The organism is Pseudomonas sp. LBUM1669 (assembly GCF_059695705.1).
The window spans coordinates 4,776,629-4,802,308 of sequence record NZ_CP166784.1; the positions used below are offsets into that span (position 1 = coordinate 4,776,629).

General features: G+C 56.1%; 19 protein-coding genes. 7 read left to right on the forward strand and 12 right to left on the reverse strand.

The window, feature by feature from the left end:
- Positions 1-53: 53 nt before the first annotated feature.
- On the reverse strand, positions 54-1,073 hold the full coding sequence (gene aruF, locus ACA051_RS22160; RefSeq protein WP_497304712.1) for an arginine/ornithine succinyltransferase subunit alpha: 1,020 nt from the start codon (positions 1,071-1,073) through the stop codon (positions 54-56).
- A gap of 204 nt (positions 1,074-1,277) precedes the next feature.
- Positions 1,278-2,498 carry an aspartate aminotransferase family protein gene (locus ACA051_RS22165; RefSeq protein WP_497371935.1) on the reverse strand — a complete coding sequence of 407 codons (1,221 nt, stop codon included), beginning with the start codon at positions 2,496-2,498 and terminating at the stop codon, positions 1,278-1,280.
- A 286-nt stretch (positions 2,499-2,784) separates the two neighbouring features.
- Here ACA051_RS22165 and ACA051_RS22170 point away from each other — a divergent pair, with 286 nt between their 5' ends.
- Positions 2,785-7,650 (forward strand): dermonecrotic toxin domain-containing protein, encoded by a 4,866-nt coding sequence (locus tag ACA051_RS22170; RefSeq protein WP_497371937.1) that lies wholly within the window; start codon positions 2,785-2,787, stop codon positions 7,648-7,650.
- Between the two features lies 1 nt (position 7,651).
- Here ACA051_RS22170 and ACA051_RS22175 read toward each other — a convergent pair whose 3' ends face one another.
- From ACA051_RS22175 to acs, 7 genes are all read right to left on the reverse strand, one after another.
- Complete coding sequence (locus ACA051_RS22175) at positions 7,652-8,632, reverse strand: GlxA family transcriptional regulator (protein ID WP_010457247.1); 981 nt, start codon at positions 8,630-8,632, stop codon at positions 7,652-7,654.
- 248 nt (positions 8,633-8,880) lie between these two features.
- Entirely contained in the window at positions 8,881-9,645 is a 765-nt protein-coding gene (locus ACA051_RS22180; protein WP_008154324.1) for an ABC transporter ATP-binding protein, read from the reverse strand.
- 27 nt (positions 9,646-9,672) lie between these two features.
- Entirely contained in the window at positions 9,673-10,785 is a 1,113-nt protein-coding gene (locus ACA051_RS22185; RefSeq protein WP_497304717.1) for a M14 family metallopeptidase, read from the reverse strand.
- Position 10,786: 1 nt separating this feature from the next.
- Positions 10,787-11,485, reverse strand: a complete 699-nt coding sequence (locus ACA051_RS22190; protein ID WP_109634106.1) for an ABC transporter permease — start codon at positions 11,483-11,485, stop codon at positions 10,787-10,789.
- Positions 11,482-12,171 carry an ABC transporter permease gene (locus ACA051_RS22195; protein WP_010457254.1) on the reverse strand — a complete coding sequence of 230 codons (690 nt, stop codon included), beginning with the start codon at positions 12,169-12,171 and terminating at the stop codon, positions 11,482-11,484. The genes ACA051_RS22190 and ACA051_RS22195 overlap by 4 nt, the downstream gene beginning before the upstream one ends.
- Positions 12,172-12,262: 91 nt before the next feature.
- On the reverse strand, positions 12,263-13,036 hold the full coding sequence (locus ACA051_RS22200) for an ABC transporter substrate-binding protein (protein ID WP_219097190.1): 774 nt from the start codon (positions 13,034-13,036) through the stop codon (positions 12,263-12,265).
- Positions 13,037-13,732: 696 nt separating this feature from the next.
- Positions 13,733-15,688, reverse strand: coding sequence for an acetate--CoA ligase (gene acs, locus ACA051_RS22205; protein ID WP_497304720.1), 1,956 nt, complete (start codon positions 15,686-15,688; stop codon positions 13,733-13,735).
- Positions 15,689-15,850: 162 nt separating this feature from the next.
- On the opposite strand from acs, the gene ACA051_RS22210 reads away from it, so the two are divergent.
- From ACA051_RS22210 to ACA051_RS22220, 3 genes are all read left to right on the forward strand, one after another.
- Complete coding sequence (locus tag ACA051_RS22210) at positions 15,851-16,033, forward strand: hypothetical protein (RefSeq protein WP_497304722.1); 183 nt, start codon at positions 15,851-15,853, stop codon at positions 16,031-16,033.
- 116 nt (positions 16,034-16,149) lie between these two features.
- The gene (locus ACA051_RS22215) at positions 16,150-16,413 is read left to right on the forward strand and encodes a DUF2790 domain-containing protein (protein ID WP_094471096.1); all 264 of its coding nucleotides are present in this window, start codon (positions 16,150-16,152) and stop codon (positions 16,411-16,413) included.
- Positions 16,414-16,954: 541 nt separating this feature from the next.
- Positions 16,955-18,205: a ribonucleotide-diphosphate reductase subunit beta gene (locus tag ACA051_RS22220; RefSeq protein WP_084322765.1), complete on the forward strand. Its 1,251-nt coding sequence runs from the start codon at positions 16,955-16,957 to the stop codon at positions 18,203-18,205.
- Between the two features lie 126 nt (positions 18,206-18,331).
- On the opposite strand, the gene ACA051_RS22225 is transcribed toward ACA051_RS22220, so the two are convergent.
- A complete protein-coding gene (locus ACA051_RS22225) occupies positions 18,332-20,707 on the reverse strand; it encodes an AAA family ATPase (RefSeq protein WP_497371939.1) in 2,376 nt (791 codons plus the stop codon).
- A 493-nt stretch (positions 20,708-21,200) separates the two neighbouring features.
- Between ACA051_RS22225 and ACA051_RS22230 the strand changes: the two genes are divergently transcribed.
- The 3 genes from ACA051_RS22230 to ACA051_RS22240 all read left to right on the forward strand — a co-directional run bounded on the left by ACA051_RS22230 (position 21,201) and on the right by ACA051_RS22240 (position 23,892).
- Entirely contained in the window at positions 21,201-21,734 is a 534-nt protein-coding gene (locus tag ACA051_RS22230) for a BRO-N domain-containing protein (protein ID WP_497371941.1), read from the forward strand.
- A gap of 120 nt (positions 21,735-21,854) precedes the next feature.
- On the forward strand, positions 21,855-22,568 hold the full coding sequence (locus ACA051_RS22235) for an HNH endonuclease (RefSeq protein WP_497371943.1): 714 nt from the start codon (positions 21,855-21,857) through the stop codon (positions 22,566-22,568).
- 337 nt (positions 22,569-22,905) lie between these two features.
- Complete coding sequence (locus tag ACA051_RS22240) at positions 22,906-23,892, forward strand: hypothetical protein (protein ID WP_497371945.1); 987 nt, start codon at positions 22,906-22,908, stop codon at positions 23,890-23,892.
- Positions 23,893-23,922: 30 nt separating this feature from the next.
- Here ACA051_RS22240 and ACA051_RS22245 read toward each other — a convergent pair whose 3' ends face one another.
- Together ACA051_RS22245 and ACA051_RS22250 are read right to left on the reverse strand one after the other, a co-directional pair.
- Positions 23,923-24,618 (reverse strand): DUF6933 domain-containing protein, encoded by a 696-nt coding sequence (locus ACA051_RS22245; RefSeq protein ID WP_497371947.1) that lies wholly within the window; start codon positions 24,616-24,618, stop codon positions 23,923-23,925.
- Positions 24,619-24,760: 142 nt separating this feature from the next.
- A complete protein-coding gene (locus ACA051_RS22250) occupies positions 24,761-25,576 on the reverse strand; it encodes a sulfite exporter TauE/SafE family protein (protein WP_497371949.1) in 816 nt (271 codons plus the stop codon).
- Positions 25,577-25,680 lie beyond the last annotated feature (104 nt).

The window sequence follows — 25,680 nt, forward strand, 5'->3', positions numbered from 1 at the left end:
GCCGCTTGCGCCACCCGCGAAACTTCGCTGCTTTCTAAACACTCAAGCAGTCGTTAAACCGCCACCAGGCGCACGCTGGCACCTTCACCGACGCCCAGGGCTTCGGCCGCTTCCAGATTCAGGGTCACGGGTTTGCCCGGCGCGTAATCGAGCTCGAGCAATACGGCGCGGTAATCCTGCAACTGGGCGTTGGCCACCAGGTACTGACGACCGACGCCTTTGACCGCCTCGCCGATTTTCACCGGCACCACACGGCTCTGCGCGATCGAACGGATCCCGGAGACGCGGGCATGCAACGTCGGGCCGCCGTCGAAAATGTCGATGTAGTGATCGGTCTCGAAGCCTTCGCGCATCAGGATGTCGAAGGTGATCTGCGCGCGCGGATGCACCTGGCCCATCGCTTCTTGAGCGGTGTCCGGCAGCAAAGGCACGTAGATCGGATAATGCGGCATCAGTTCGGCGAGGAAGGTCCGGCTTTTCAGGCCGCACAGACGCTCGGCTTCGGCGTAGTTGAGGTCGAAGAAGTTGCGACCGATGGCGTCCCAGAACGGCGAATCGCCATTTTCGTCGCTGTAACCGACGATCTCGGTCACCACGGAATCGGCAAAACGCTCCGGATGGCTGGCGACGAACAGCAAGCGACCACGGGAGTTGAGCTCGGCCCAAGGCGAACCCACCAGCTCACGCTGCACGTAGAAACTGGTCAGCAAGCTGTTGCCGGTCAGATCGTGGCACTGCGAGAGCACGTGAATCTTGTTATGAATCTTCAGCTCGCGGGAGGCGTGCACAAAGGTTTCATTGCGAAAGCTGTAGAACGGCTCGGAATAACCGGCGGAGGCAACGATTGCAGAGCAACCGACCAATTTGCCGGTGACCGAATCTTCGAGGACGAAGAAATAGCTCTCTTCACCGTTGAAGCTGACTTCAGCGGAAAACGAGGCTTCGCTTGCCGCGATCTTGTCGCTCAGGCGTTCAACGTCATCCGGCAAGGAAGTGACACCAATCGGGCTGTCCGCAGCCAGACGCTGTACCTCGCCCAGATCAGCCATTTGCGCGGGGCGCATCACCAGCATGGTGTCACTCCTTTCTCGTAACTCTTTTGGGGGAAATAAGCCGGCCCCTGGTAGGAGCGAGGCTTGCCCGCGAAGGCGGCGTGTCAGCCGATGATGATGGTGGCTGACACGCCGCCTTCGCGGGCAAGCATCGCTCCTACAGAAGAGCGGGTCCGGCATAAAAATTGGGTTCGACGCCCGGAAAGCCCGGCGCCGAAGGGTCTATCAGGCTTGCGTCAGCTTGGCCGCAGCGCGCTCGAAACGATCCAGGCCAGCATCGATATCGGCGTCTTCAACCACCAGGCTTGGCGCGAAACGAATCACGTCAGGGCCGGCTTGCAGAATCATCAGGCCTTCACGCTCGGCGGCGTTGAAGATGTCTTTGGCCTTGCCTTTCCAGGCATCGCTCAGCACGCAACCGATCAACAGGCCCAGGCCACGCACCTGAGTGAACAGGCCGTATTTCTCGCCGATCTGCTCCAGACGGGCCTTGAACTTGTCGTGCTTGGCGTTGACACCGCTCAGCACTTCAGGGGTATTGATCACGTCGATGACGGCTTCAGCGACAGCGCACGCCAGCGGGTTGCCGCCGTAAGTGGTGCCGTGAGTGCCAACGACCAAGTGTTTGGCCAGGTCTTCGGTAGTCAGCATCGCCGCGATCGGAAAACCGCCGCCCAGGCTCTTGGCGCTGGTCAGGATGTCCGGGGTCACGCCGTAATGCTGATAGGCAAACAATTTGCCGCTGCGGCCCATACCGGTTTGCACTTCATCGAACACCAGCAGCGCGTTGTGCTCGGAGCACAGCTCGCGGGCGCCTTGCAGGTAAGCCAGTTCGGCCGGCAAGACGCCGCCTTCGCCCTGGATCGGCTCCAGCACCACGGCACAGGTCTTATCCGAAACAGCCGCTTTCAAAGCCGCCAGATCGTTATAAGGAACGTGGGTGATACCGGTAATTTTAGGACCGAAGCCGTCGGAGTACTTCGACTGACCACCAACGTTCACGGTGAACAGGGTACGGCCGTGGAAGCTGTTGAGCGCGGCGATGATTTCGTACTTCTCGCTGCCGTAACGATCGAACGCGACGCGACGGGCCAGCTTGAAGGCGGCCTCGTTAGCTTCGGCGCCGGAGTTGCAGAAGAACACGCGTTCGGCAAAGGTCGCGTCGATCAGCTTACGCGCCAGGCGCAACGCCGGCTCATTGGTGAACACGTTGGACACGTGCCACAGCTTGTTCGCCTGCTCGGTCAAGGCACCGACCAGCGCCGGGTGCGCGTGGCCCAATACGTTAACGGCAATCCCGCCGGCGAAGTCGATCAGCTCGCGGCCAGACTGGTCCCAGACACGGGAACCGGCGCCACGCACAGGAATGAATGCGGCAGGCGCGTAGTTGGGAACCATTACCTGGTCGAAATCGGCGCGTTCTACCGCAGCGTGCTCAACGGACATCGGAGTCTCCTGAAGAGGAACACTCGCCGGAAACTGGCGAGCGATGGGGGGATTGTAAGGACAGTTTTCAGCCCGGCCTTGTCGCCAAGCGACAACTTCTTATAGCGCAAACCCCGGTTTCAGCCGGGTTTACGGCAATGCGACATATAGGGTCGCAAAGGCGCAGTTTAAACCGCCGGCACAGGTTATAGGCAGGCTTGTCCAGTGGTGCGGTAAATATGTACCGCACCAGACCCGTCATCGTCTGTTTTGCTGGCGACTCATCCAAACGCTAAGGGAATAGCGCATGAGTCGACACGAAAACGATCGCCCCTCTAATGCCACCGGCAATGAATCCGCCACGCAGCCGGACGATCACTACCATCACCTGTTCAACAATCTGCCGACCTGGGTATTGGAAGCATCGGCCACCACACGAGATGCCCTCAAAACCGCCTCGCTTGCCACGCCGCACTGGCACAGCACCGCGACATCCCTGCAACACCAGTCGCTGAAAAAGCTCAGTCAGGAACACTGGACCCAGCGAAATCGCCTGGACTCAACGCTGTCGAAACTGCAAAGCGCACGCGCCTTCGCCGAACCTCTTCTAAGCGAAGCCTTGAAAACCCGATTTGATCTGGAACTGGACGTCAACACCACTTTCCTGCGCCTGTACATCCCGCAAACAGTGCCCTGGTTCGCAATCAAGACGGGCGCCGCACGCACCTGGACCGTGTCGCTGCTCGACGCCGCCCTGCATAACTTCCAGGAATCGGAAATGGCGGCTGATGCTTACGAGCCCGCCTCGACGTTCATTACCGAACCATCGCCCGCAGGGCAGTTCGATACGCTGCCGGCGATCAAACAGAAACTGACCGTCGCAGCCTTTGTGCGGCTGTGCCGGGAACTGGACATCGGCGCCCGGTACAACACGTACCTCAAAGACAACCTGGGGCTGACCAACCCGGTGGCTGGCGCGGTGTTGAAAGCGAAGGTGATCAGCTCGCACAAAACGGCACTCAAAGCGGCGCTGCAAATGGCCCATATCCGCAAGGATATTCCAGAGGATGCCTATCACTCGATCCTGCGCCTTGTGGAAGGACGTTCGGGGGCGCGCCTCAATGGCCAACCGCTGTACGGCCATGACCTGACCATCATGTCCTCCTCCCTGACCGGGATTGTCATTTTCGCAGCGAGCCTGGAGCGCGCACGCAAGGGAACGCGGATCATCGCCTACATTCCCGACGATCCCGAGCATCCGCTCAAGGAATACCCGAACACCCTGGCGTTCATGAACGAGCTGACCCGCAAGCTGCGCGCATCGGCCTACCAGACATTTTTCAGCCGCTTCGTCGAGCATAAGGAAAGGGGGCATTTTTTCGCGGATCTCAACCGCCGCCTCCAGCGCGTGACCTGGCACCAGCACATGCGTGGCGACCCACTGCCGAGCTGGCGTGAAACGCCCATCGACAGGCCCAACCTGCGGTTCTCGATGACGCCGTTCAACGCGGACCTGTGGAATCTTCTCTATCAGCGACAACTGAACAAGATCCTCAACGATGCCAGCACGCTGGCCGTCTCCACCGCCTCTGCCGACCGAAACGCACGATGGGCATCGTGGGACGCCTTCAGCAAAGTGGCATCGATACTCCTTGAAATCGCGACGTTCGTGGCATTGCCGTTCGTCCCGCTTCTGGGCGAAGTGATGCTGGGTTACATGGCCTACCAGTTACTCGATGAAACCTTCGAAGGCATTGTGGAGTTGGCCGAAGGACTGAAAAAAGAGGCCGTCGGGCATCTGATCGCACTCGCTGAAACAGTAGTTGAGGTGGGTACATTCGCGGTGGGTGGTGTGATCGCTGCAGGCGCCTTCAGCCGCTTGCTTTCGCGCGAAGCGGTCGCGCTGGTCGACCCGCTCAAACCCGTCGCAACACCGAAAGGAAAAGTCCGCTACTGGAAGCAGGATCTAACCCCTTACGAACACGCACAGAGCCTGCCCGAAGGCGCAAAACCCGATCAGCTTGGCCTGTATCGCCACGGGGGCAAGACGCTGCTGCCCCTGGAAGGAAAACTGTATGCCGTGAAACCCGACGGCACATCCGGCGCGTTTCAGATCGAGCACCCAACCCGCGCCGATGCTTATCAGCCTTCTTTACTGCACAACAACCACGGCGCCTGGCACACCGAGCTGGAGCAACCGCTGGAGTGGGATCGGGAAACGGTCATGCGTCGTCTCGGCGAGGATGTCGAGTCGTTCAGCAACGCCGAGCGCGAGCAGGTCCTGCGGGTCAGCGGTTTTCACGACAACGCCGTGCGCGAGATGCATGCCGAACATTACCGCCCACCTTCGCTGCTGACCGACACGATCAAGCGCTTCAAGATCAACCGGGACATCGACACCTTTATCGAGCAGATCGGCAGTGATCAACCCGAGCACTATCGAAAGGCCGATGTGACCCTGCAACATCAGCTGCTGAGCGGCTACGACGCCTGGCCTGTCGACACGCCGATGCCGACCCCGCAAGCCCAAACATCAGCCTTCAGACAGCGGACCGCCGAACTCACCCGCAATTACCGCAGATCGCTGTTCGATCTACGCTATCGCGAACTGGAAAAAACCGATGACCTGCAAGTCCAGCGGCTGCTCGATGACGTAAAGGGATTACCCACCGATATCGCAGAGGAACTGGTGAGCAACGCGTCCGGCACCGAACTGAAGCAGCTGCACTCCGGCCGCACACCCCAGCGACTCAAGGATGCTGCGCTCAAAGCCATGGAAGCCGTGCGCGCGACCCGGGCCAGTGAAGGCTTTTATTCCGAAGCGCTGGACACCACCGACACCCACCGACTGGCCTTGCAAAGCCTGAACTCACTGCCCGATTTACCAGCCGAGTTGCGTATCGAAGTGCGGGACTACTCGGCCGAGGGGACGTTACGCGACAGCATTGGACAGCCCGATGCGCCGATTCAGAAAATACTGATTCGCGCTGAAGACGGGACTTACCAGGTTCACCAAGACGATGGTTCGACGCCGGGGGATTTTTATCAGGCCCTGTTCCGGGCGCTGCCGGATGCGCAACGCAATAAGCTGAACCCTTCGATCGCAGACGCCCGGGCACTTAAACAGCGCATCGCCGAACACGCGCTGGAGCAACCGGGTTTACGCAGGCTGTTCGCAAAAAATCCCCATCGAAAACCGTTCTATGACCCGACCACGATGCGCCTGCCCGGTGGTGCCGAGGGCTACAGTCGAATCAACCGCGAGACACCGACGCTCAACGACCGGGTTCGCGAGGTTTACCCCAACCTGCCTCCGGAAGAAATGCAGTCCATTGTTCAGGGACTGCAACTTCATCCCGATGGTGCTCGCGTAGAACTTTCACGTTTGAGGAGGGAGTTGGCCCGACTGCATCAGGACCTGCGTGCCTGGGTCAGTGACTCACCCACTGCCCATCCTGAAACCGGGAACCCACTCAGCGAGCTGGAGCAACAAGCCGAGCGAAACAATCGCCGCTTGCTGGCCCGGGAAGTCCAGCGTAGCTGGCGCCGACAGTCCAACCGGGATTTCGACACACCGGAGGGCGTGACCCAATATGTGCTCAGGTTTGCAGAGCCGATCCTCGGCGACTTGCCGTCACTGAATGCCGACTTCAGCCATGTGTCGCTGCTGTCCCTGGAAGGTACCCGCAGCGCGCAGGACATTCCCGCGTTTCTACAGGGTTTCAGCGGGCTGCGCCGCCTGGAGTTGCGCCGCTTTTCCCTGGCCACCCTCCCCGACCCCATCAGTCGAATGCCAGACCTTCACGCCTTGGTGTTAAACGATTGCGGCATCACGGTCGACGCCGCCGCTTGGTCGAAACTGACGTCATTGAACAAACTGGCCATGCTGGACCTGTACAAAAATACGTTTGAAACCCTGCCGCGTATCGACACGATGAGCGAACTGGAGCACCTGGACCTGAGCGACACCGGCCTGACAGGGATTCCGGCCAGCCTTCTACAACACCCGAAGCTTGAAACCCTCCTGCTGATGAACAACCGCATCAGCGAGTTGCCTGCCGGGTTATTCGAGAGTTCGCTGTATGACAAGCGCGGCCTGCACCTCACACACAACCCGCTTTCGAACAGCGCCCGAGAATTGATCAAACAACACCACTTCGAGACCGCCTACGACATGGGTGTCTTTGCCCCCGAGGCCGATGTTGATCGGGTCAAGGCGCTGTACCCCAGCATGGAAGTCGAGCAGGCAAGCGAGTTCGTCTACGAATTGCCGGGAAGCCTGGAGGATGGCCGCACCTACCTGACGCGTCTTGAAGAAGAGCTCACCCAACTGAAAAATGATTTGTCTGCCTGGACCGCCGATGTTCCGGACCGGCACCCCGTGACAGGCGAAGCATTCAGCGCCGACCAACTTGCTGCCGAGCACGCCAACCGAGACGAATTCAAGCAGGCGCTTGAGAAGTGCTGGCAGCGTGAGTCTGAACTGGATGATTTCAACGACACACTTGAGCCGACGTTCGAACTCAGGGTTCGTCCGGTCATCAATGGAGAACTGCCGACCCTGAGTGCAGACTTCAGTCATGTTTCCGCGCTGGAGGTGCACAGTGCCCAGGGTGCTACGCGACTCGGGCGTTTCCTCGAATCCTTTTCCAACCTCAAGAGCCTGAGGCTGCGCGAGTGTGACCTTGGTGACATTCCCGATTCGGTCTTCAATATGGGGCGACTGCGCACGCTGTCGCTTCCCGAGTGCCGGGTCAGCCTGTCGGCAGAGACGGCAAGTGCATTGGCGGGAATGGTGCAGCTGGATTACCTCGACCTGGGCTTCAACCCGCTGGGGCGCACGCCGGATCTAAGCCAAATGCCCGAACTGTCGACCGTGCTGCTCAACGACGCCGGCATCACTGACATACCCGATGGCCTGCTTCAGCTGACGGATCTGGACTGGGCCGACCTGAGCATGAATGCGATTACCGAGGTGCCGAGCGACCTGCTGGAATTGCCAGTGGAGGTGGCTGAAAACATCACCTTGAGAGGCAATCCGTTTTCGGAGGAAAGCCTTGCGCGACTGGTCCGCTACTTTGAACTGACCCGTGCGGATTTTGGCGTGGACGAGGTCATCAACCGAGGTGAAATGCAGGTGTCCACCTCAGAGGGTTCCGAGATCGACGAGTAAATCAGCCGCGCTCGGACGGCACCGACGACAACTCGAATGGACTGCTGCTGCGCCGCTGGTTGCGATCTTCCCGCGGCGTGGCGCCGAAGAAGTTGCGGTAGGCGCTGGAGAAGTGCGGCCCCGAAGAAAAGCCACACGACAGGCCGATCTGGATAATCGACTTGCTGGTTTGCATCAACATCTGCCGGGCCTTGTTCAGGCGCAGCTCCAGGTAGTACTGGCTCGGCACGCGGTTGAGGTATTGCTTGAAGATCCGCTCCAGCTGTCGACGGGACACGCACACGTGTTGGGCGATTTCGTCGGTGGTCAGCGGCTCTTCGATGTTGGCTTCCATCAGCAACACCGCCTGGGTGAGCTTTGGATGGCTGGAACCGAGGCGGTTCTGCAGCGGAATGCGCTGGCGTTCACCGCCCTCGCGGATACGCTCGACCACCAGTTCTTCGGAGACGGCACCGGCCAGTTCGGCGCCGTGATCACGGGCCAGCACGGCCAGCAACAGATCGAGAACCGACAGGCCGCCACACGCGGTCAGTCGATCGCGATCCCAATCGAACAGGTGGCTGGTGGCGATCACTTTGGGGAAACGCTCGGCGAAATCGTCCTGCCAGCGCCAATGCACGGCAGCGCGGTAACCGTCGAGCAAACCCAATTGCGCCAACGGGTAGACACCGGCGGACAAACCACCGATCACGCAACCGGCGCGCACCAGTTGTTTCAGCGAACTGCTGAGCGCCGGCGCGAGGGTGGTCGGCGGCTCATCGGCGAGCAGAAACAGTTTCTGGAAGTTTTCGAGCTTGCCGGCCCACGGCTCACCCGGCAATTGCCAGGCGCCTTCGGTCGGCGGTTCGGCCTGCAGAAACGACAATTCGTAGACAACATCCGGATGCACACGCTGGGCAACACGCAAGGCCTCCTCAGCCAGCGCAAGCGTCAGTGCTTTAGTGCTGGGCCAAATCAGGAAACCAATTCGATGGGCAGTCATGGCGGGCAATCCGAAACGAAAACAGTGATGAAGGCATGGGCCAATGCTAGCCCGTAAATGAACGCAAATCTCAAAACCAACAACGATCCCCTGTAGGAGCGAGGCTTGCCCGCGAATGCGGTGCATCAGTCAACATCATGGCTGTCTGAACCACCGCATTCGCGGGCAAGCCTCGCTCCTACAAGGGATCTAGGTCAGCTTCCAGGTTGCGAAGCATGCACTATCCCGGTGCGCAACGGGAGTTCGGTTTACTTCAGGCTGCCCGAGAGAAATTGTTGCAAGCGTTCAGACTGTGGATTGACCAGCACCTCACGCGGGTTGCCGCTTTCTTCGACGACGCCTTTGTGCAGGAACACCAACTGGTTCGACACTTCACGGGCAAAGCCCATTTCGTGCGTCACCACGACCATGGTCCGGCCTTCCAGCGCCAGGGCCTGCATCACCTTCAGTACGTCGCCAACCAGTTCCGGGTCGAGGGCCGACGTCGGTTCGTCGAACAGCATCACCTCAGGTTCCATCGCCAACGCACGGGCAATCGCCACGCGCTGCTGCTCGCCGCCGGACATGTGGCCCGGGTAAGCGTCTTTGCGATGGGCCACGCCCACCTTGTTAAGGTAGTGCTCGGCTTTCTCGCGGGCTTCGGCCTTGGACATGCCCAGCACGTGAACCGGCGCTTCCATGATGTTTTCCAGTGCGGTCATGTGCGACCACAGGTTGAAATGCTGGAACACCATCGACAGGCGCGAACGCATGCGTTGCAGCTGTTTCGGGTCGGCCGCCTTCAGCGCGCCGTCCTTGTTGGCGACCAGTTTCAGCTCTTCGTTGTTGAGCAGAATCTTGCCTGCGTGCGGCTGCTCCAGCAGGTTGATGCAGCGCAGGAAGGTACTTTTGCCGGAGCCACTGGAGCCGATGATGCTGATCACATCGCCAGCCGCCGCTTTCAGGGACACGCCCTTGAGCACTTCGTGACTGCCATAGCGTTTATGCAGGTCTTGGACTTCAAGTTTGTACATGCGGTCGGTTCTCACAAAAACAGTCAGTCAGTCGTTGAGCAAGCGCCCGTGACGCAGCGCTTCGCGCCCCGCCACCTTGGCCAGCCAGAAACCGGGTTGGGCATAACGCAGCCGTTCAATGGCAAACAGCACCCCGGACGTACCAGCACACACCGTGCTGACCCGATCCGATAACGGATCGATCACTTCGAAAATCTCGTCGCCGGCTTCGATCCACTCGCCGGGTTTACGCAAAAAGCTGATCACGCCCGGGTGCGGCGCGAACAGCAATTCGGTGCCTTCGAACGGCAGGCCTTCGCACGCTTCTTGCGCAGGCTTCGGCCATTCGCCGCTGATCAAGCCTTGCTCGGCGAGGAACGCCAGAATGCCTTCGGCGTAAGCCTCGGCGTCTGCGCGACCGGTATCGGCCTGACCACCTAACTCAATGGTAGTCGCCAGGCAGGCCAGCGGAATCTGTGCATCAGGAAACTGACGCGACAAACGCAGCCACGGCAGCGAGCAAGCCTCGTCAAAGGAACTGCCGCCGGAATCTTCCGCCAGCAGCCCCACTTTCACATTCAGGTGCGCGGCCAGCGAGCGCCATTGCGGCCAGTGTTGCGGCAAGGCGTACATGTGCAGCGCCGCTTCGGCATCGCAATGCAAATCCAGCACGACATCAGCGGTGCAAGCGTGGCTGAGCAAGATGCGCTGCATGCCTTGCAACTGGCTCGCCGCCGGAGGCAATGCCGCCAGTGCGTCGCTCATGGCCTGACGGATCAAGCGGATATTGGCGTGAGGATCATCGCCCAGGCGCCCTTCAAGCTCAGCGGCCACTGGCGCGCTCAGCTCGACGAAATCCCGGTTGAAGTTCTTGCCACTGCCCGCCTCGAAACGACCTTGATGGCTGCCTTGCAACAGTTGCCCCAGGCCCAGTGGATTGGCCACCGGCACCAGTTCGATCACACCGTTGAGCAGGCCTTGGGCTTCGAGTTCGGTCAGGCGCTTTTTCAGCTCCCAGGCCGTGCGCATCCCCGGCAATTCATCGGCGTGCAGGCTGGCCTGGATGTAGGCCTTGCGCTCGCCTTTGCCGAAGCGGAACACCGAAATCTGGCGTTCGCTGCCCAGGTGGTTCCACGGCAATGAATGATCGATGCGTTCCATATCAGTGCTTCCGCGGGGCCAGATAGCCCAGCCAGCGGCGCTCGGCCAGTTTGAACAGCTTCACCAGAATGAAGGTCAGGCACAGGTAGAACACGCCAGCCGTGATGTACGCCTCGAACGGCAAGTAGTACTGGGCGTTGACCGTGCGCGCGGCACCGGTGATGTCGATCAGGGTCACGATGGACGCCAGACTGGTGGTCTGCAGCATCATGATCACTTCGTTGCTGTACTGCGGCAGCGCCCGGCGCAGGGCCGACGGCAGCAGGATGCGCTTGTACATTTTGTAGCGCGACATGCCCATCGCCTTGGCGGCTTCGATCTCGCCGTTCGGCGTGGCGCGCAGGCTGCCGGCGATGATTTCAGCGGTGTAGGCGCTGGTGTTGATCGCAAAGGCCAGGCACGCACAGAACGTCGCGCTGGACAGCCACGGCCACAAGAAGCTTTCACGTACCGCTTCAAACTGCGCCAGACCGTAGTAGATCAAGAACAGCTGCACCAGCATCGGCGTGCCGCGGATCACGTAGGTGAAAAGCCAGGCGCTCATGTTCACGACAGCATTCTTCGAGACACGCATCAGGCCAAGTGGCAAAGCCGCCAGCAGACCGAAGAACAGCGACAGCGCGAGCAATTTGAGGGTGGTCACCAGGCCGCCAAAGTACAGCGGCAAGGCCTCCCAAATGACGTTGTAGTCGAAGATCATAGATCAGCCGCCCTTACGCCTACCGAGTAGCGCTTCTCAAGGTGACGCAATGCCAGCAACGAGACACTGGTAATGACCAGGTACATCGCCGCCACTGCGAGGAAGAAGGTGAAAGGCTCGCGGGTGGCATCTGCCGCCTGCTTGGCCTTGAACATCATGTCTTGCAGACCCACCACCGAAATCAGCGCGGTGGCCTTGGTCAGTACCAGCCAGTTGTTGGTGAAACCCGGAATGGCCAGACGGATCATCTGCGGCACCAATACCCGGAAGAACACCTGGAAACTGCTCATGCCGTAGGCCATGCCGGCTTCTGCCTGACCTTTGGGGATCGCCATGAAGGCGCCACGGAAGGTTTCCGACAGGTACGCACCGAAGATGAAGCCCAGGGTGCCGATACCGGCGGCCAGCGGGTTCAGGTCGATGTAATCGTCAAAGCCGAGCATCGGCGCCACGCGATTGAGCAGGTCCTGACCGCCGTAAAAAATCAGCAGGATCAGTACCAGATCGGGAATACCGCGGATTACCGTGGAATACAGGTCGCCCAGCCAGGCCAGCCAGCGAACCGGCGACAGACGCAATGCAACGCCGATCAGGCCCAGAAAGATGGCCAGGACCATGGACGACAAGGCGAGCTGAAGCGTCAGCCATGCGCCATCGAGGATGACAGCCCCGTAGCCTTTCAACATGATTCAGGTCCTCGAATGTTGGGATGAAAAAATGGCGCAAACCTCAGAGATCCTGTTGCTTGCGCCATTTCGGACTTGTCGCCGGGACGTGTTACTTGCCGTAGATGTCGAAGGCGAAGTATTTGTCCTGGATTTGCTTGTACTTGCCGTTCTCGCGAATGGCAGCGATCGCGGTGTTGATCTTGTCTTTCAGCGCGTCGCCCTTGCGAACCGCGATACCCACGCCGTCGCCGAAGTATTTGACGTCGGTGAAGGCCGGGCCAACGAAGGCGAAACCTTTGCCGGCGTCGGTTTTCAGGAAACCGTCATCCAGCAGCGTAGCGTCTGCCACGGTGCCGTCGAGGCGGCCAGCAGCCACGTCGAGGTAGATTTCGTTCTGCGAACCGTAAGGCTTGATCTCGGCACCCAGCGGGGCCAGGACTTCGCGGGCGAAGCGCTCGTGGATCGAACCACGTTGCACGCCGATGTTTTTGCCCTTCAACTCAGTCAGACCTTCGCTGACTTGAGTGCCAGCCTTCATGACCAGGCGAGCCGGGGTGTTGTAGTACTTGTTGGTGAAGTCCACGGATTTCTTGCGGTCTTCAGTGATCGACATGGACGACAGGATCGCGTCGATCTTGCGCACTTTAAGCGCCGGGATCAGACCGTCGAACTCTTGCTCGACCCACACGCACTTGACCTTCATCTCTTCGCACAGGGCGTTGCCGATGTCGTAGTCGAAACCAACGATGCTGCCGTCCGGTGCTTTGGACGCGAACGGAGGGTAAGCCGCTTCGATACCGATTTTCAGAGGTTTTTCATCAGCGAAAGTCGGCAGGGACAGCACGGACAGTGCCAGTGCGCCAAGCAGCACGAGTTTCTTCATCTTGGGACTCCATCGGTAAAGGGCTAAAACGGCAGAGTGAGCGACAGCCCAATATGCGAATGAGTGGAACCGGTAAGCGATGCTGCGTCGTAGGAATCGCGCGCTTTTTTCAACGCGAGCCACAACGAGCGAGTGATCGGCATTCTAACGACAGGCCCGAAGCCGATATTTCTTCAATGCGACAACTAATTACAGAAGCACCGAGAAAGCCGTTTGAGCGCGTTGACAGCCTTGCAAATTCATGCAAGAGCAAAAGACAGTGAACCGATCTACATTGCAAATTGCGGGCCTATTATTGGCAAACCCTTCTAATCCGGCAAGCGCAGCGTTATCTCTTATTTTTTGGCTGGGCTGGAGAGCCCCGGAAATGGGGGTTGGCGTTTCCCAATGCCCCGTCTCGGAGCGCACGGTTACACATTCAGTTACTTGAATAGGGGTGGGTAACAGTGGGAAAGCGCCTACAAGTGAAGCCGATAATTATTGGGCGTTGTTTATGCGGTGTCTGAACGGGCCTCTTCGGGGGCAAGCCTCGCTCCTACGAGGTTTGGTTGATCATTTCATTTGCATACGACGCAGCCCCGTAGGAGCGAGGCTTGCCCGCGAAGAGGCCCGAACTACCCACACAAAAACACCAGACATGAAAAAGCCCCACCCGGCGCAATGCCGGCGGGGCTTCGATGACTCAGGAACGGCGGGTTACGCGACGTTCATGATCTTGTGTTCATCAATCAAATGCTGCACCACACCCGGATCCGACAGGGTCGAAATATCCCCCAACCCATCGTATTCGGCGGTCGCAATCTTGCGCAGAATCCGGCGCATGATCTTGCCCGAACGGGTTTTCGGCAGCCCCGGCGCCCACTGGATCACATCCGGCGAAGCAATCGGGCCAATTTCCTTACGTACCCAGTTTTTCAATTCCAGACGCAGTTGCTCGCTCGGCTCTTCGCCACCAATCAACGTGACGTAGACATAAATGCCCTGCCCTTTGATGTCGTGCGGCACGCCGACCACGGCAGCCTCGGCGACTTTCGGGTGAGCGACCATCGCGCTTTCGATCTCGGCGGTGCCCATGCGGTGGCCGGACACGTTGAGCACGTCGTCCACGCGCCCCGTGATCCAGTAGTAACCGTCTTCGTCGCGACGTGCGCCGTCGCCGGTAAAGTACATGCCACGGAAGGTCTTGAAGTAGGTGTCGACGAAGCGGTCATGGTCGCCGTACAGCGTGCGCGCCTGGCCTGGCCACGAATCGAGAATCACCAGGTTGCCCTCGGCGACGCCTTCGATGATGTTGCCCAGGTTGTCGACCAACGCTGGCACCACACCGAAGAACGGACGTGCCGCCGAACCCGGCTTGAGGGCGTGAGCGCCCGGCAGCGGGCTCATCATGTTGCCGCCGGTTTCGGTCTGCCACCATGTATCGACGATCGGGCAACGGGACTTGCCCACATTCTTGTAGTACCAGTCCCAGGCTTCCGGGTTGATCGGCTCACCCACCGAACCGAGCAGGCGCAAACTGCTGCCATCAGCACCTTCAACAGCGGCTTGACCCGACGCCATCATCGCGCGGATCGCAGTCGGCGCGGTGTAGAGGATGTTGACCTTGTGCTTGTCGACGATCTTCGCCACCCGGGTGATGTCCGGATAGTTCGGCACGCCTTCGAACAGCAGCGTGGTCGCGCCGTTGGCCAATGGGCCGTAGACGATATAGCTGTGGCCAGTGACCCAGCCGACATCGGCGGTGCACCAGTAGATTTCGCCCGGGCGGTAGTCGAACACGCGCTCGTGGGTCATGGCGGCGTAAAGCAGGTAACCGCCAGTGGTGTGCTGCACACCCTTGGGCTTACCGGTGGAACCGGAGGTGTAAAGAATGAACAGCGCTTCTTCGGCGCCCATCTCTTTCGGCGCGCAGACACTGCCCGCCACTTTCATCAGGTCTTCGTACCAGATGTCGCGGTGCTGGTTCCACTTGATGTTGCCACCGGTGCGCTTGCACACGATGACCTTCTGAATGCTGCTGGTTTCCGGGTTGGTCAGCGCGTCGTCGACGTTGGTCTTGAGCGGGATCTTCTTGCCGGCACGAATGCCTTCGTCAGCGGTGATCACCACTTTGGATTTGCAGTCGATGATGCGACCGGCCAGGGCTTCCGGCGAGAAACCACCGAACACCACCGAGTGAATCGCGCCGATCCGGGTGCAGGCCAGCATGGCGACCACGGCTTCGGGGATCATCGGCATATAGATAGTCACCACGTCGCCGCGGTGTACATCCTGGCCGCGCAAGGCGTTGGCGAACTTGCAGACTTGTTCGTGCAGCTCGCGGTAGGTGATGTTGCGACTTTCGGCAGGGTCATCCCCTTCCCAAATGATCGCGACTTGATCGCCGCGCTCGGCCAGATGACGGTCGAGGCAGTTGTAGGAAACGTTCAGGGTGCCGTCGGCGAACCATTTGATGTCGACATGGTGATCGTCGAAGGAGGTCTGTTTCACCGTGGTGAAAGGCTTGATCCAGTCGAGGCGCTTGGCTTGCTCGCGCCAGAAGCCGTCCGGGTTGACGACCGACTGCTGGTACATGGCTTTGTAGGTTGCCTCGTCAGTCAGCGTATTGGCCAGAACCTCGGGACGAACGGGATACAGAGAAGCCGCACTCATCTTTCTTACCTCGGTGGAATAGTTGTTTTTGTATGGCTCCAGTTGTAGCCGGGCCGCGCCTATAGAACCATTCGACGATGGTAGTAACAAGCCCCTACAAATTACCGTGATAAGCCCAGAACACACCTCCCAAACACACCGCAACCCCTGTAGGAGCGAGGCTTGCCCGCGAAAAACGATAACGCGGTCTCCCTGAATAACCCCTCCGCCGAAACCGCCATTTATTCCTTCCTACCACCTTATTCGCTGATTGTTACGAAATCCGTCAAAGGTGTTTATCAAAACCCCACCTATATGAATGCACCCCCCACGCCTAAAATCCGCCTCGCCAACAAGGCAACGTGATTAACCAAGTTGCAGCCCCCACGAAGGCAGTTAATCCAAGACTCTTTAATCAAGCTCCACACGCAACCCCAAAAAGGTTGCGTGACCCCATTCGACCTCTAAAAGGTAAATCTGAAATGAAAGCTTTATTAGTTCTGGCCCTCAGCAGCCTGTGCGCAACCGCCATGGCAGACGAGGTCCCGACTGATGTCGCACAGCAGAAACCAGCCATCGAGGAATACACTTACTCGACTCACTTGGACGTCGCCAAAGTTATCTCCATGAGTGAAGTCCCCAATGTGTGCGAAGTTGTTCCGGTAAAAATGGAATACGACGACTCCCAAGGTCAACGCCACATCCTGCGCTACAGCATCATGGGTAACGGCTGCACCAACGGCTGATCGTGACTGCACCGAATCGGACCCTGTCAGCTGATCGCTAACGGTCGATTCCAGCCCGGCTTCGGCCGGGCTCAGTTGTGTTTTGAAGCGGTGAAACCCCTTGCAAAACACAAGATGTAGTGAAAAACGCAGTTTTTGGCTGTTTTTTGAACAAATTCGATTCAGCGTCAAAATTAACGAAAAAAAATCTGCACCGGCCAAAGCCCTGTAATACCTCGGTTTGCTCCAAAAACCATCCCTTTCGGCCACTCCATGAGCCGATTCGCCGCACCACGCCGGCAAAAATTTCCCTATAATGCCGGCTTAAACGGGCCTGCAATATTCCCTTACAGGGACGAAAAGCCAGTCTGAAGCCCACGCCGAAGTCCTCACCGATTTCTGCGCCTCTCAGAGGCTCTCGGAACCCCGTACAAAATTATGTTTATTTGCCTGCGTGTACCGCTGCAAAAAACGCTATCCAACGCGGCCAGTACGGCCGTGTGAAAAACAACCAATCAGTTTTCACACGGGCATCTGGCCCTCACGCAGGAGACGACACGTCATGCTGAGCTGGGACGAATTCGACAAAGAAGACAGCGGCGAGACCGTGGTAAAAGGCGCAAACGCCGGCCACGCGACTGAAGCCAACATGGACCGACTCGACACCGCTGGTGGTGTCGCCGCTCAAGAAGCTCGCGCCGTCACCGCGACCGACTCTGCCGCCATCGCCCGTGCCAAAGCTGCCCTGGACAACCTCGACATCGCCGAAGGCCTCGCCGAACTCGAAGGCGCCTCCGCCCGTGTCGCCGTCGACGAAAAGCGCATGATCAACTGCCGCGCCGACCTCAACCAACTCGTACCTTTCAAGTACGACTGGGCCTGGCAGAAGTATCTGGACGGTTGCGCAAACCACTGGATGCCGCAAGAAGTCAACATGACCGCCGACATCGCCCTCTGGAAAGACCCGGAAGGCCTGACCGACGACGAGCGCCGCATCGTCATGCGCAACCTCGGCTTCTTCTCCACCGCCGACTCCCTGGTTGCCAACAACCTGGTCCTGGCCGTGTACCGCCTGATCACCAACCCGGAATGCCGCCAGTACATCCTGCGCCAGGCCTTCGAAGAGGCGATCCACACCCACGCCTACCAGTACTGCATCGAATCGCTGGCCATGGATGAAGGCGAGATCTTCAACATGTACCACGAGATCCCATCGGTCGCGAAAAAAGCCACCTGGGGCCTCAAATACACCCGTTCGATCTCCGATCCGAAGTTCGAAACCGGCACCGTCGAAACCGACAAAGAACTGCTGCGCAACCTGATCGCCTACTACTGCGTTCTGGAAGGCATCTTCTTCTACTGCGGCTTCACCCAAATCCTCTCCATGGGCCGCCGCAACAAAATGACCGGCGTCGCCGAGCAGTTCCAATACATCCTGCGCGACGAATCCATGCACCTGAACTTCGGCATCGACGTGATCAACCAGATCAAAATCGAAAACCCGCACTTGTGGGATGCTGAGATGAAGGAAGAGGCTTCGCAGATGATTCTGCAGGGGACTCAGTTGGAGATCGAATACGCTCGCGACACCATGCCTCGTGGTGTGTTGGGCATGAACGCGGCGATGATGGAGGACTACCTGAAGTTCATCGCTAACCGTCGTTTGAGCCAGATTGGTCTGAAGGAAGAGTATCCAGGGACGACTAACCCGTTCCCCTGGATGAGCGAGATTATGGACTTGAAGAAAGAGAAGAATTTCTTTGAGACGCGGGTTATTGAGTATCAGACTGGTGGGGCGTTGAGCTGGGATTGATTTCCTACCAATCTAGATTTCATCGAATCTACTTTATTTGATAAGCCCTCTAAAAGCCCTGACTTAGGTCAGGGCTTTTTATTTTCTATCTCACTCTCAAATGATATAACCACTTAAAGTAAAGATCTAAAAACTTGCAACGGGATTTCCGATACTTTCCATAAATGCGGAATATTGATCAGAATCTTTCTCCTTCATTTTATTCAAAATAAATTGAGCAGATCTTTTCATCTCAGGAACATCAACCGGACTAATACTTCTCTCAAATACTCCAGCTAGATGGGAATACTCATTGTGAATCCGCTCCGTGAGCAACGATGAGCGACTATCGTCACCGAAAAACCTCTCCAGCTTGGTCGAGTCTTTTTCGTCCGCATTTGGGTATTTATAATACAAGAAGGCTTCCAAAAACTTTCGAGCATTATTTCCATAGTTATAATAACAATCGTGCTCATTTTCTGCCGGCACGTCACCGGCATTTGCACACTTAAAGATCTGATGAAACAAATAATTAAATTCAGTCACATAGGATTTTAGATATCCAGGCATTAGCCTCAAGGTGCTAACAGCGCCTGCGTTTTCAATTATGAAGTATCTTCGCTCCTCACCTTTCCCCGCTATGTCTTTAGGGACAAGTCGCTTAAGATACTTTAAAAAGTCAAGGTTATGCGTCGACACAAAAAGCTGCCCAAAATTGCCAGATCTCACGATCTCACTATTTATCAAGCTAAATATAAAAAATATGTGATTACTATCGAGACTTGAGATTGGATCATCTATATAAATAACAGGCTTATGTCCTTTCGTCTCAACATCATGCAACTTAGCCATAAAATAACAAAACGCAATCAAACTGCACTCACCCTCACTAAGATGGTGTGCTTTAACTCCATTTCTCACAACTTCAAACTTATATCCAGACTCGACCTCCTCTGACTTAAGCGATAATGCCTTATGGCCAAAAAAGTCATTTAAATATTCATTAACTCGGTCTGCCCCCTTACTTTCATCTTTAAGCTGAGCTTTTAGCTTATCAAGGTCACGAACAAGCTCATCAACTTCTGCTTTAGCAGCCTTCCACTCCAAGTCAGAATCAGCACGCTTTTTCTCCAACTCAGCGATTTTTATTCTCTCCTCACTTAAATTGACATCTGTGACAAATCGAAATACATCTCTCAATCTTAGGCCAATCTGAGCACTTTTCTTTTCGCCACCAAGGACTTTTGTAAATTCATTCGATTTATTAACAATCAAATTTAATTGTTCAACAACAGCTACGATAGCCGGGCCAAGATCTTTAACATCAACAAATTCCTTCGAATGAAATATATCGCCCAACCTGGTTTTTAAAGCATCAACCAAACCTTCCAAAATGGTTCGATATTCAGTTAGCAACAAGTTAATCTGAACCTCAGCACTCAGCACTTCAACCCGAAAGGAGGCATAAAAAGAAGCCACGTCTATTTTTGGCAATGAAACCGCTCTTTTTATCTCGCTCTCAATATCAAACACAAGACTTAATATACTCCCCCTAAGTTCTTCAGACTCTTTATTAAAGTGAAAGTCGAGTTTACTCCATAAGTCTTGAGGCAATGGCGACCCGCAAAAACCGCAACTATCCCTTTTATCTTTATGTAGCGAGCGCCCCTTTCGAACCCAATCCTCTAATAGACTATCCTCCAGCAACTCCCTTAGGGGCTGAGTTACTGAGATTTTCTTCTCAATCAATAATTTAGTTCTAGCGGCCAATCTATCAAACGCTGGGTCAAAAACTGAAAATTCATTTATCTCGGCCTTGACCTCCTCTTTAAGTAATGACTCTAAAGCTGGAGCATCATCATCCTTAACACACTGGAAATTCTGATCCAATACTGCATCAATATCTTTTACCAGCTTAGGTGCATTATACGTAGCATCTCCAAAAAATTTATTATGCTTTATTCCAGTCTCTTTATTATTTGCCTTCTCAGAAATTTTTAAATCCAAGGAGTTTTTCGCATCTTCAGCATTTTTACGCGCAACATTTAACGCTATCAATTTCTCCTTTGCCACACTCGATTTCCCTACACCCCCCTCCTCTGAGCCAAGTTCATCCTCCTTGAGCTTTATCTCACTCTCTAATCGATTATTATCTTCCCCCAATATAGCGAATGAATTTATACTATCATCAGGATCAATTATGAACTTTAAATTTTCCCTAACAAAATCCTCATTAAACACCCTCACCTTGGCTTGCTTTAAAGGTACATGCCCTTGATCTACGCTTCCACCAGCAGTTAATTCAAGCTCGAATTTTGGCGCCGTATATTTATCCGAAATAACACCAGTCTCTAAGGACCTAAATATCCTTGAAAGTGTAGTTTTTCCAGAGTAATTCCTTCCGTAAATAATATTAATCCCTTTAAATTCGCTAATTCGCCCATTAGATTCTCTAACTGAAGCATCCCAATCAAAATCAGAATAAACTGCCATCCCTTTGATTGTTTTTATTTTCTTAAACATTTACTTACTCCTTGGTCATGTCGTAGATCGGCTGACGCTTATCTCTTAAAGCAACAATCAATCTCCCCCACCCATAAAATGATTCTTGAGAGTAGCTGAAATTCTGCAAAATCAAGCTATTCAGCCAGTCTGTTTTTTTGTTGCAACGCCCCACTTGACCGCATCACATCCAGCCAATACCCTCAAAGGTCCGGCGCCTAAGAAACGCCTCAAGTAGCGGCCTGACCGCTCCCGAAAGATGCGGCTTTTTTGTGCCTACGGTATTCTCGTGGGTGCGAAGAATCCTCTGCTATGCCGGGAGTGGGCTAATACAAGACCCGTAAGGGGAATATGTCCGGCCTTCTACTTGGGGTTTCTTAACTCCCGGCGCCTTAGCCCTAAGAAAGCTATCAAGTAGAGGTAATGGATATGCCTAAGCGTTTTCCCTTCCTATTGAAGGAAATGACCTACATCTGCACCGCAGACAATTTGCTTCCGTTCCAGGAGGCCGATCATGTCTGATCCTTACATCCCCACTGTTTTTACCCGCCTAAACCTCGAACTCCACGCCCTCCTCCTGGAAAATCAACCATGGTTCTGCGCCCGCGATCTGGGGCGTTTGATGGGTTTCCATCTGAGCGATCGCGTAGTCAGCAAACTGGATGAGGATCAGCGGCACACCTTGCTGATCGACTACCACGGACAACCGGAAAATCGGCTGATGCTTAGCGAGTCCGGTGTGTATGCATTGTTGGTTTATCACTACGCGCCGGGGAATCGGCTGTTGCGCGAGTGGCTGACTCATCAAGTGGTGCCGGCCTTGCGCGATGCGGCGCCGTCAAAGAATGCGGATCGACCGATGTTGAGTTTGTTGGATTGGCCGGAAATGTCGTTGAGTCTGTTGCATTGGCAGGATGAAGGTTGGATTCGGCTACGGGACATGCCTTATCTGTTGCTCAATCGCACACGGCGGCGGGTGCCGGTGGTGAAGCCTTGGTGGCGGAAGGTTTTGGAGGCCTTTCAATCGTCGAAGCATTCGGTGGGTTAGCGCAGCGGTGTCTTTGTATGAATCGATTGAGCGATACGTCGGTCTTTTCTGTAGGAATTTTCGTAGACGTCGTAATGGCCACTCAGTATCGTCCGAGGGTTTTCAACCCTCGGCGATTGTATGGACACTCCAAAAGAAAGAACTGGCTGGGATGACCGAGAGCTAGAGGCTTCGGTTGATGCTTACCTAAAGATGCTGAGTCTCGAATTGAGCAATCAACCGATAAAAAAGGCTGACGAGAATCGTCTTTTGCGCGAAGGACCGTTGAGCAAGCGCAGTGCTTCATCGGTTGAGTACCGCATGCAAAACATTTCGGCCGTAATGGCGCAAATGGGTCTGAGACACATTGTTGGCTATGTACCTGCAAAAAACGTCGGCACCGGAATCAGCAGCCGGGTTCGAAAAATACTTGCAGAGAAAAATATCGACCGCTTCCGTCTTACACCCGAGCCAGCGAACCAACAGGTAACTTATAGGCTGTTAGAGGCTGCTCCACCCCATGCTGACGACGTGCCGGAAGGAATTCTGAATCCCACACAGATCAGCACCGCAACGATTAGGTATGCACGGGCGAAGAAGATCTCCGATTGGATATTGAAACAATCCGAAGGCTGCTGCGAAGGATGCAAGCAAAAAGCTCCTTTTCTGCGCTCTGACGGATTGCCTTACCTTGAAGTCCATCATGTTAAGCATTTGGCCAAGAAAGGCTCGGATCGTCCGAACAACGCCGTGGCGTTATGCCCTAATTGTCATAGACGTTGTCACTACTCAAGCGATAGGAATGAGTTTACTGCTTGGCTTTATGACAACGTCACACGGCTGAGACGTGAGTAATCGAGCTGAATGCAATTCGTGGCGAGGGAGCTTGCTCCCGTTCGGCTGCGAAGCAGTCGCCCAGCAAACAACTTGATCTGTCTGATGCACCGCGCTTGCCAGGTTTGGGTCTGCTGCGCAGCCCAGCGGGAGCAAGCTCCCTCGCCACAGTTATCGTGTTGCTACTGAGTCAGCGCGAGGTAGATAGACTGAGTTGATGTTGGGAATCGCGAGCAGGCTCGCTCCCACAGGTTTGGTGTGTTGCCGCAGATTTTGCGGTGTGTTGAAAACAGTCAGTGCAACCCGCCCCGCCTCCCGCTATTAATACCCTTCCCCACTCAAGGACCCGAGACCCGCCATGAAATTCGACCTCGCCTACTGCCTCAGCCTCGACGACAAGCTGTCGATCTATGACGTGCGCGATTTGAATTTCGACGAGACGATGGAGTTCGATTCCGCCAAGGAACACTTCCAATGTCCCAATGAGGCCTGCAGGGCGGCGTTCGATGGGTTGAATGTGCTGACGACGTTCAACGCCAAGAACGTGAATTACGTGCGCACCCCGCACTTCAAGAACACGCCCAGTACTCGGCATGTGGCGGAGTGTCCTTATGTCAGTCTCAAGGCGTCGGCGTCAGGTGTGGACGCGGACGGTGCGGAAACGGATGACAGTCGCGAGGAGCATTTCCCGTCGGAGTTGTTGCTGACGCGGCGTGAGTATGTGCGTAAGCCGTCGAACCCGGCGGTGGCGGCGGATGTGGTGCGGGACGATCCGAAGCCAACCACTGTGGCTAGCCACACAGAGCACCCGAGCCGCGAAACGGCACCGGACAAGACCAGTGTCTTCGCCCACCCGGTGGAGTGTTTTGTGTCGAACTTCGAGGACAAGGACCTGCTCAAGCGCATGCCGCTGAAGATTGGCGAGCACACGGCGCCTTATGGGTCGTTCTTCAAGAAGATCGAATACCTGACGGACAATAAGGGGCTGATTTACTGGGGCAAGATCAAGGAGATCAAGGATTACACCCAGAGCTTTCGCATCGATTTCGAACAGAAGGTCTGGTTCAAGCAGGCGGATGAGGCGAAGAAGAAGCCTTATTCAGTCAACGTTTACCTGAGCAAGAAGCTGATCGAGAACTACCGCAAGCGCAAAGCGTTTCTGGAAGAGATCAAGCATGCCATCGACAGTGAGGCGGAGTTGTATTGCTTCTTTTATGGCGTGACGCCGGAGCTGAAACAGGTGCCGAGCAAGAAAAACCCCGAGCAGACGTTCGGGGTGTTCAGTGCGAATATTGAGAACCTGGATCACTTCATTATTCGGGAAGCGCCGGGGTTCAAGGGTTAAGAAACCGGATCACGGCGTTATCACGACGGCTCATTGCGCTTCGAGATTAAGCTGCCTTTCGAACGCCCATATTTCCCGTTTCACTTCCATGCGCCGTTCACGGGCTGCCTGAACCTTAGGCTCATCAAGGCCGCCATAACGGCGCAACCAATGAACGATCATTTCCTCATCGGGGTAGTAATAGTCCTTGTGCCCTTTGCTACTTCGTGGGGTGTCGTTCATATCGCCATCGAAGCGCGCAGCCGAGAACTCGTCCGAGGGCAACGTTCCCCATTCGGCGGCGCAGTCCTCAAATACCCATGCGATTTCATTGATGTGCTTTTGCGCACCGCGATGACCGCGTTTGTAAAATACGTACTCACCGCAACTCTCCAGGAAACGCTCCATCATCGGCTCGTCATCTACCCAGCGAAGGATGTCGTGCTGCACCGCATGGCGCATCAGGCCGTTTATCCAGCGCTCGGCAAAACGGTGAACAAAACCGTCGATATCCGCTTTTTTCGCGTCCGCGAAAATCATGCAATAACGGGTTTGCACGTGGATGACGAACAACACGTGCTTGCGCTGAACGGTGATGGCGTGGACCAGCCACTGTTCGGCAAATTCAACCGGCTCATCGTCCTCGATAACGGGCGATGGTGGCTTCTCCACAGGGCTGATTTTCTTGCCCTTGTGGACGCGACTGAAAAAGTTGCTGGCAGCTTCGGTGCAATTGAAGATCAACATCCCTGGTCCTGTGATTAATACTGTGTGTGATGGTCAGTCCTCTCGCACGGACATGACATCCTCCCGCGAAAAATGGTGTCAGCGCAAAGATTCATTCTTGCGAAAAAAACTGCGGATACCAACCCTGAAATAGAGCGGTGATTTAGCTGGCCCACATACTCAGCATCACCAACAGCAGCAAACCCACATACACCCGCGCATGCACCCGATCCGGTATCCGCCCGATCCAAGGCGTAGCCAGCCGAATCCCCACCAACGATCCCATCGTCAACACCGCAAACGCCAGCAGATCCACATAGCCGATAAACCACGGTCCCAGATCAAACTCACTGAACCCCGCCATCGCCATGTAAGTCAGCGTCCCGGCCAGCGCCACCGGCAGGCTTAACGGATTGGCCATGGACGTCGCCTGACTCATGCTCAGCCCGCAACGCCGCAACAACGGCACGGTCATGACGCTGCCGCCCACGCCGAGAAACGTCGCGATCGCGCCGATTCCTACGCCACCGCCAGACACTTCTGCCCTCCCCAATCGCCGTGGGATTGTGGTGTCGGACGCTGTGAGAAAACCGCGTCGAAACAGGCAGTCGACGATGGTTACGCCCAGGTACGCGATGAACGCATAACGGATCAACTCACCACTCACCCACATCGCGGCGCCTGCTCCGACGATTGCGCCCAGGCCGATGAATCCGCCCAACGGCCACAGGTAATGGCGAATGAGATGACCGGCGCGGTGATGTTTTCGGGTGGCGATCAGCGCATTGACGATCATCACGGCAGTCGAAGTGGCCACTGCAATGTGCATCGCCGATTGGCCGATAGAGTCGTCGACACCGTGGCTGGCCGTGAGCAGGCGGTAGAGCAATGGCACCACGACGAAGCCGCCACCAAAACCGAACAACACCGCCGTGACACCGGTCATGCAGCCGAAAAATGCCAATAAGAGATAAACCATCACGCGTCGTCCGTTGATTGAGAACGGTCGACAATAGAGCGCTGCGCCTTGGCCAGCTTCAGCAAGTCAGCCAATAATGTTCGCGTTTACGCCAACCGCGAGAA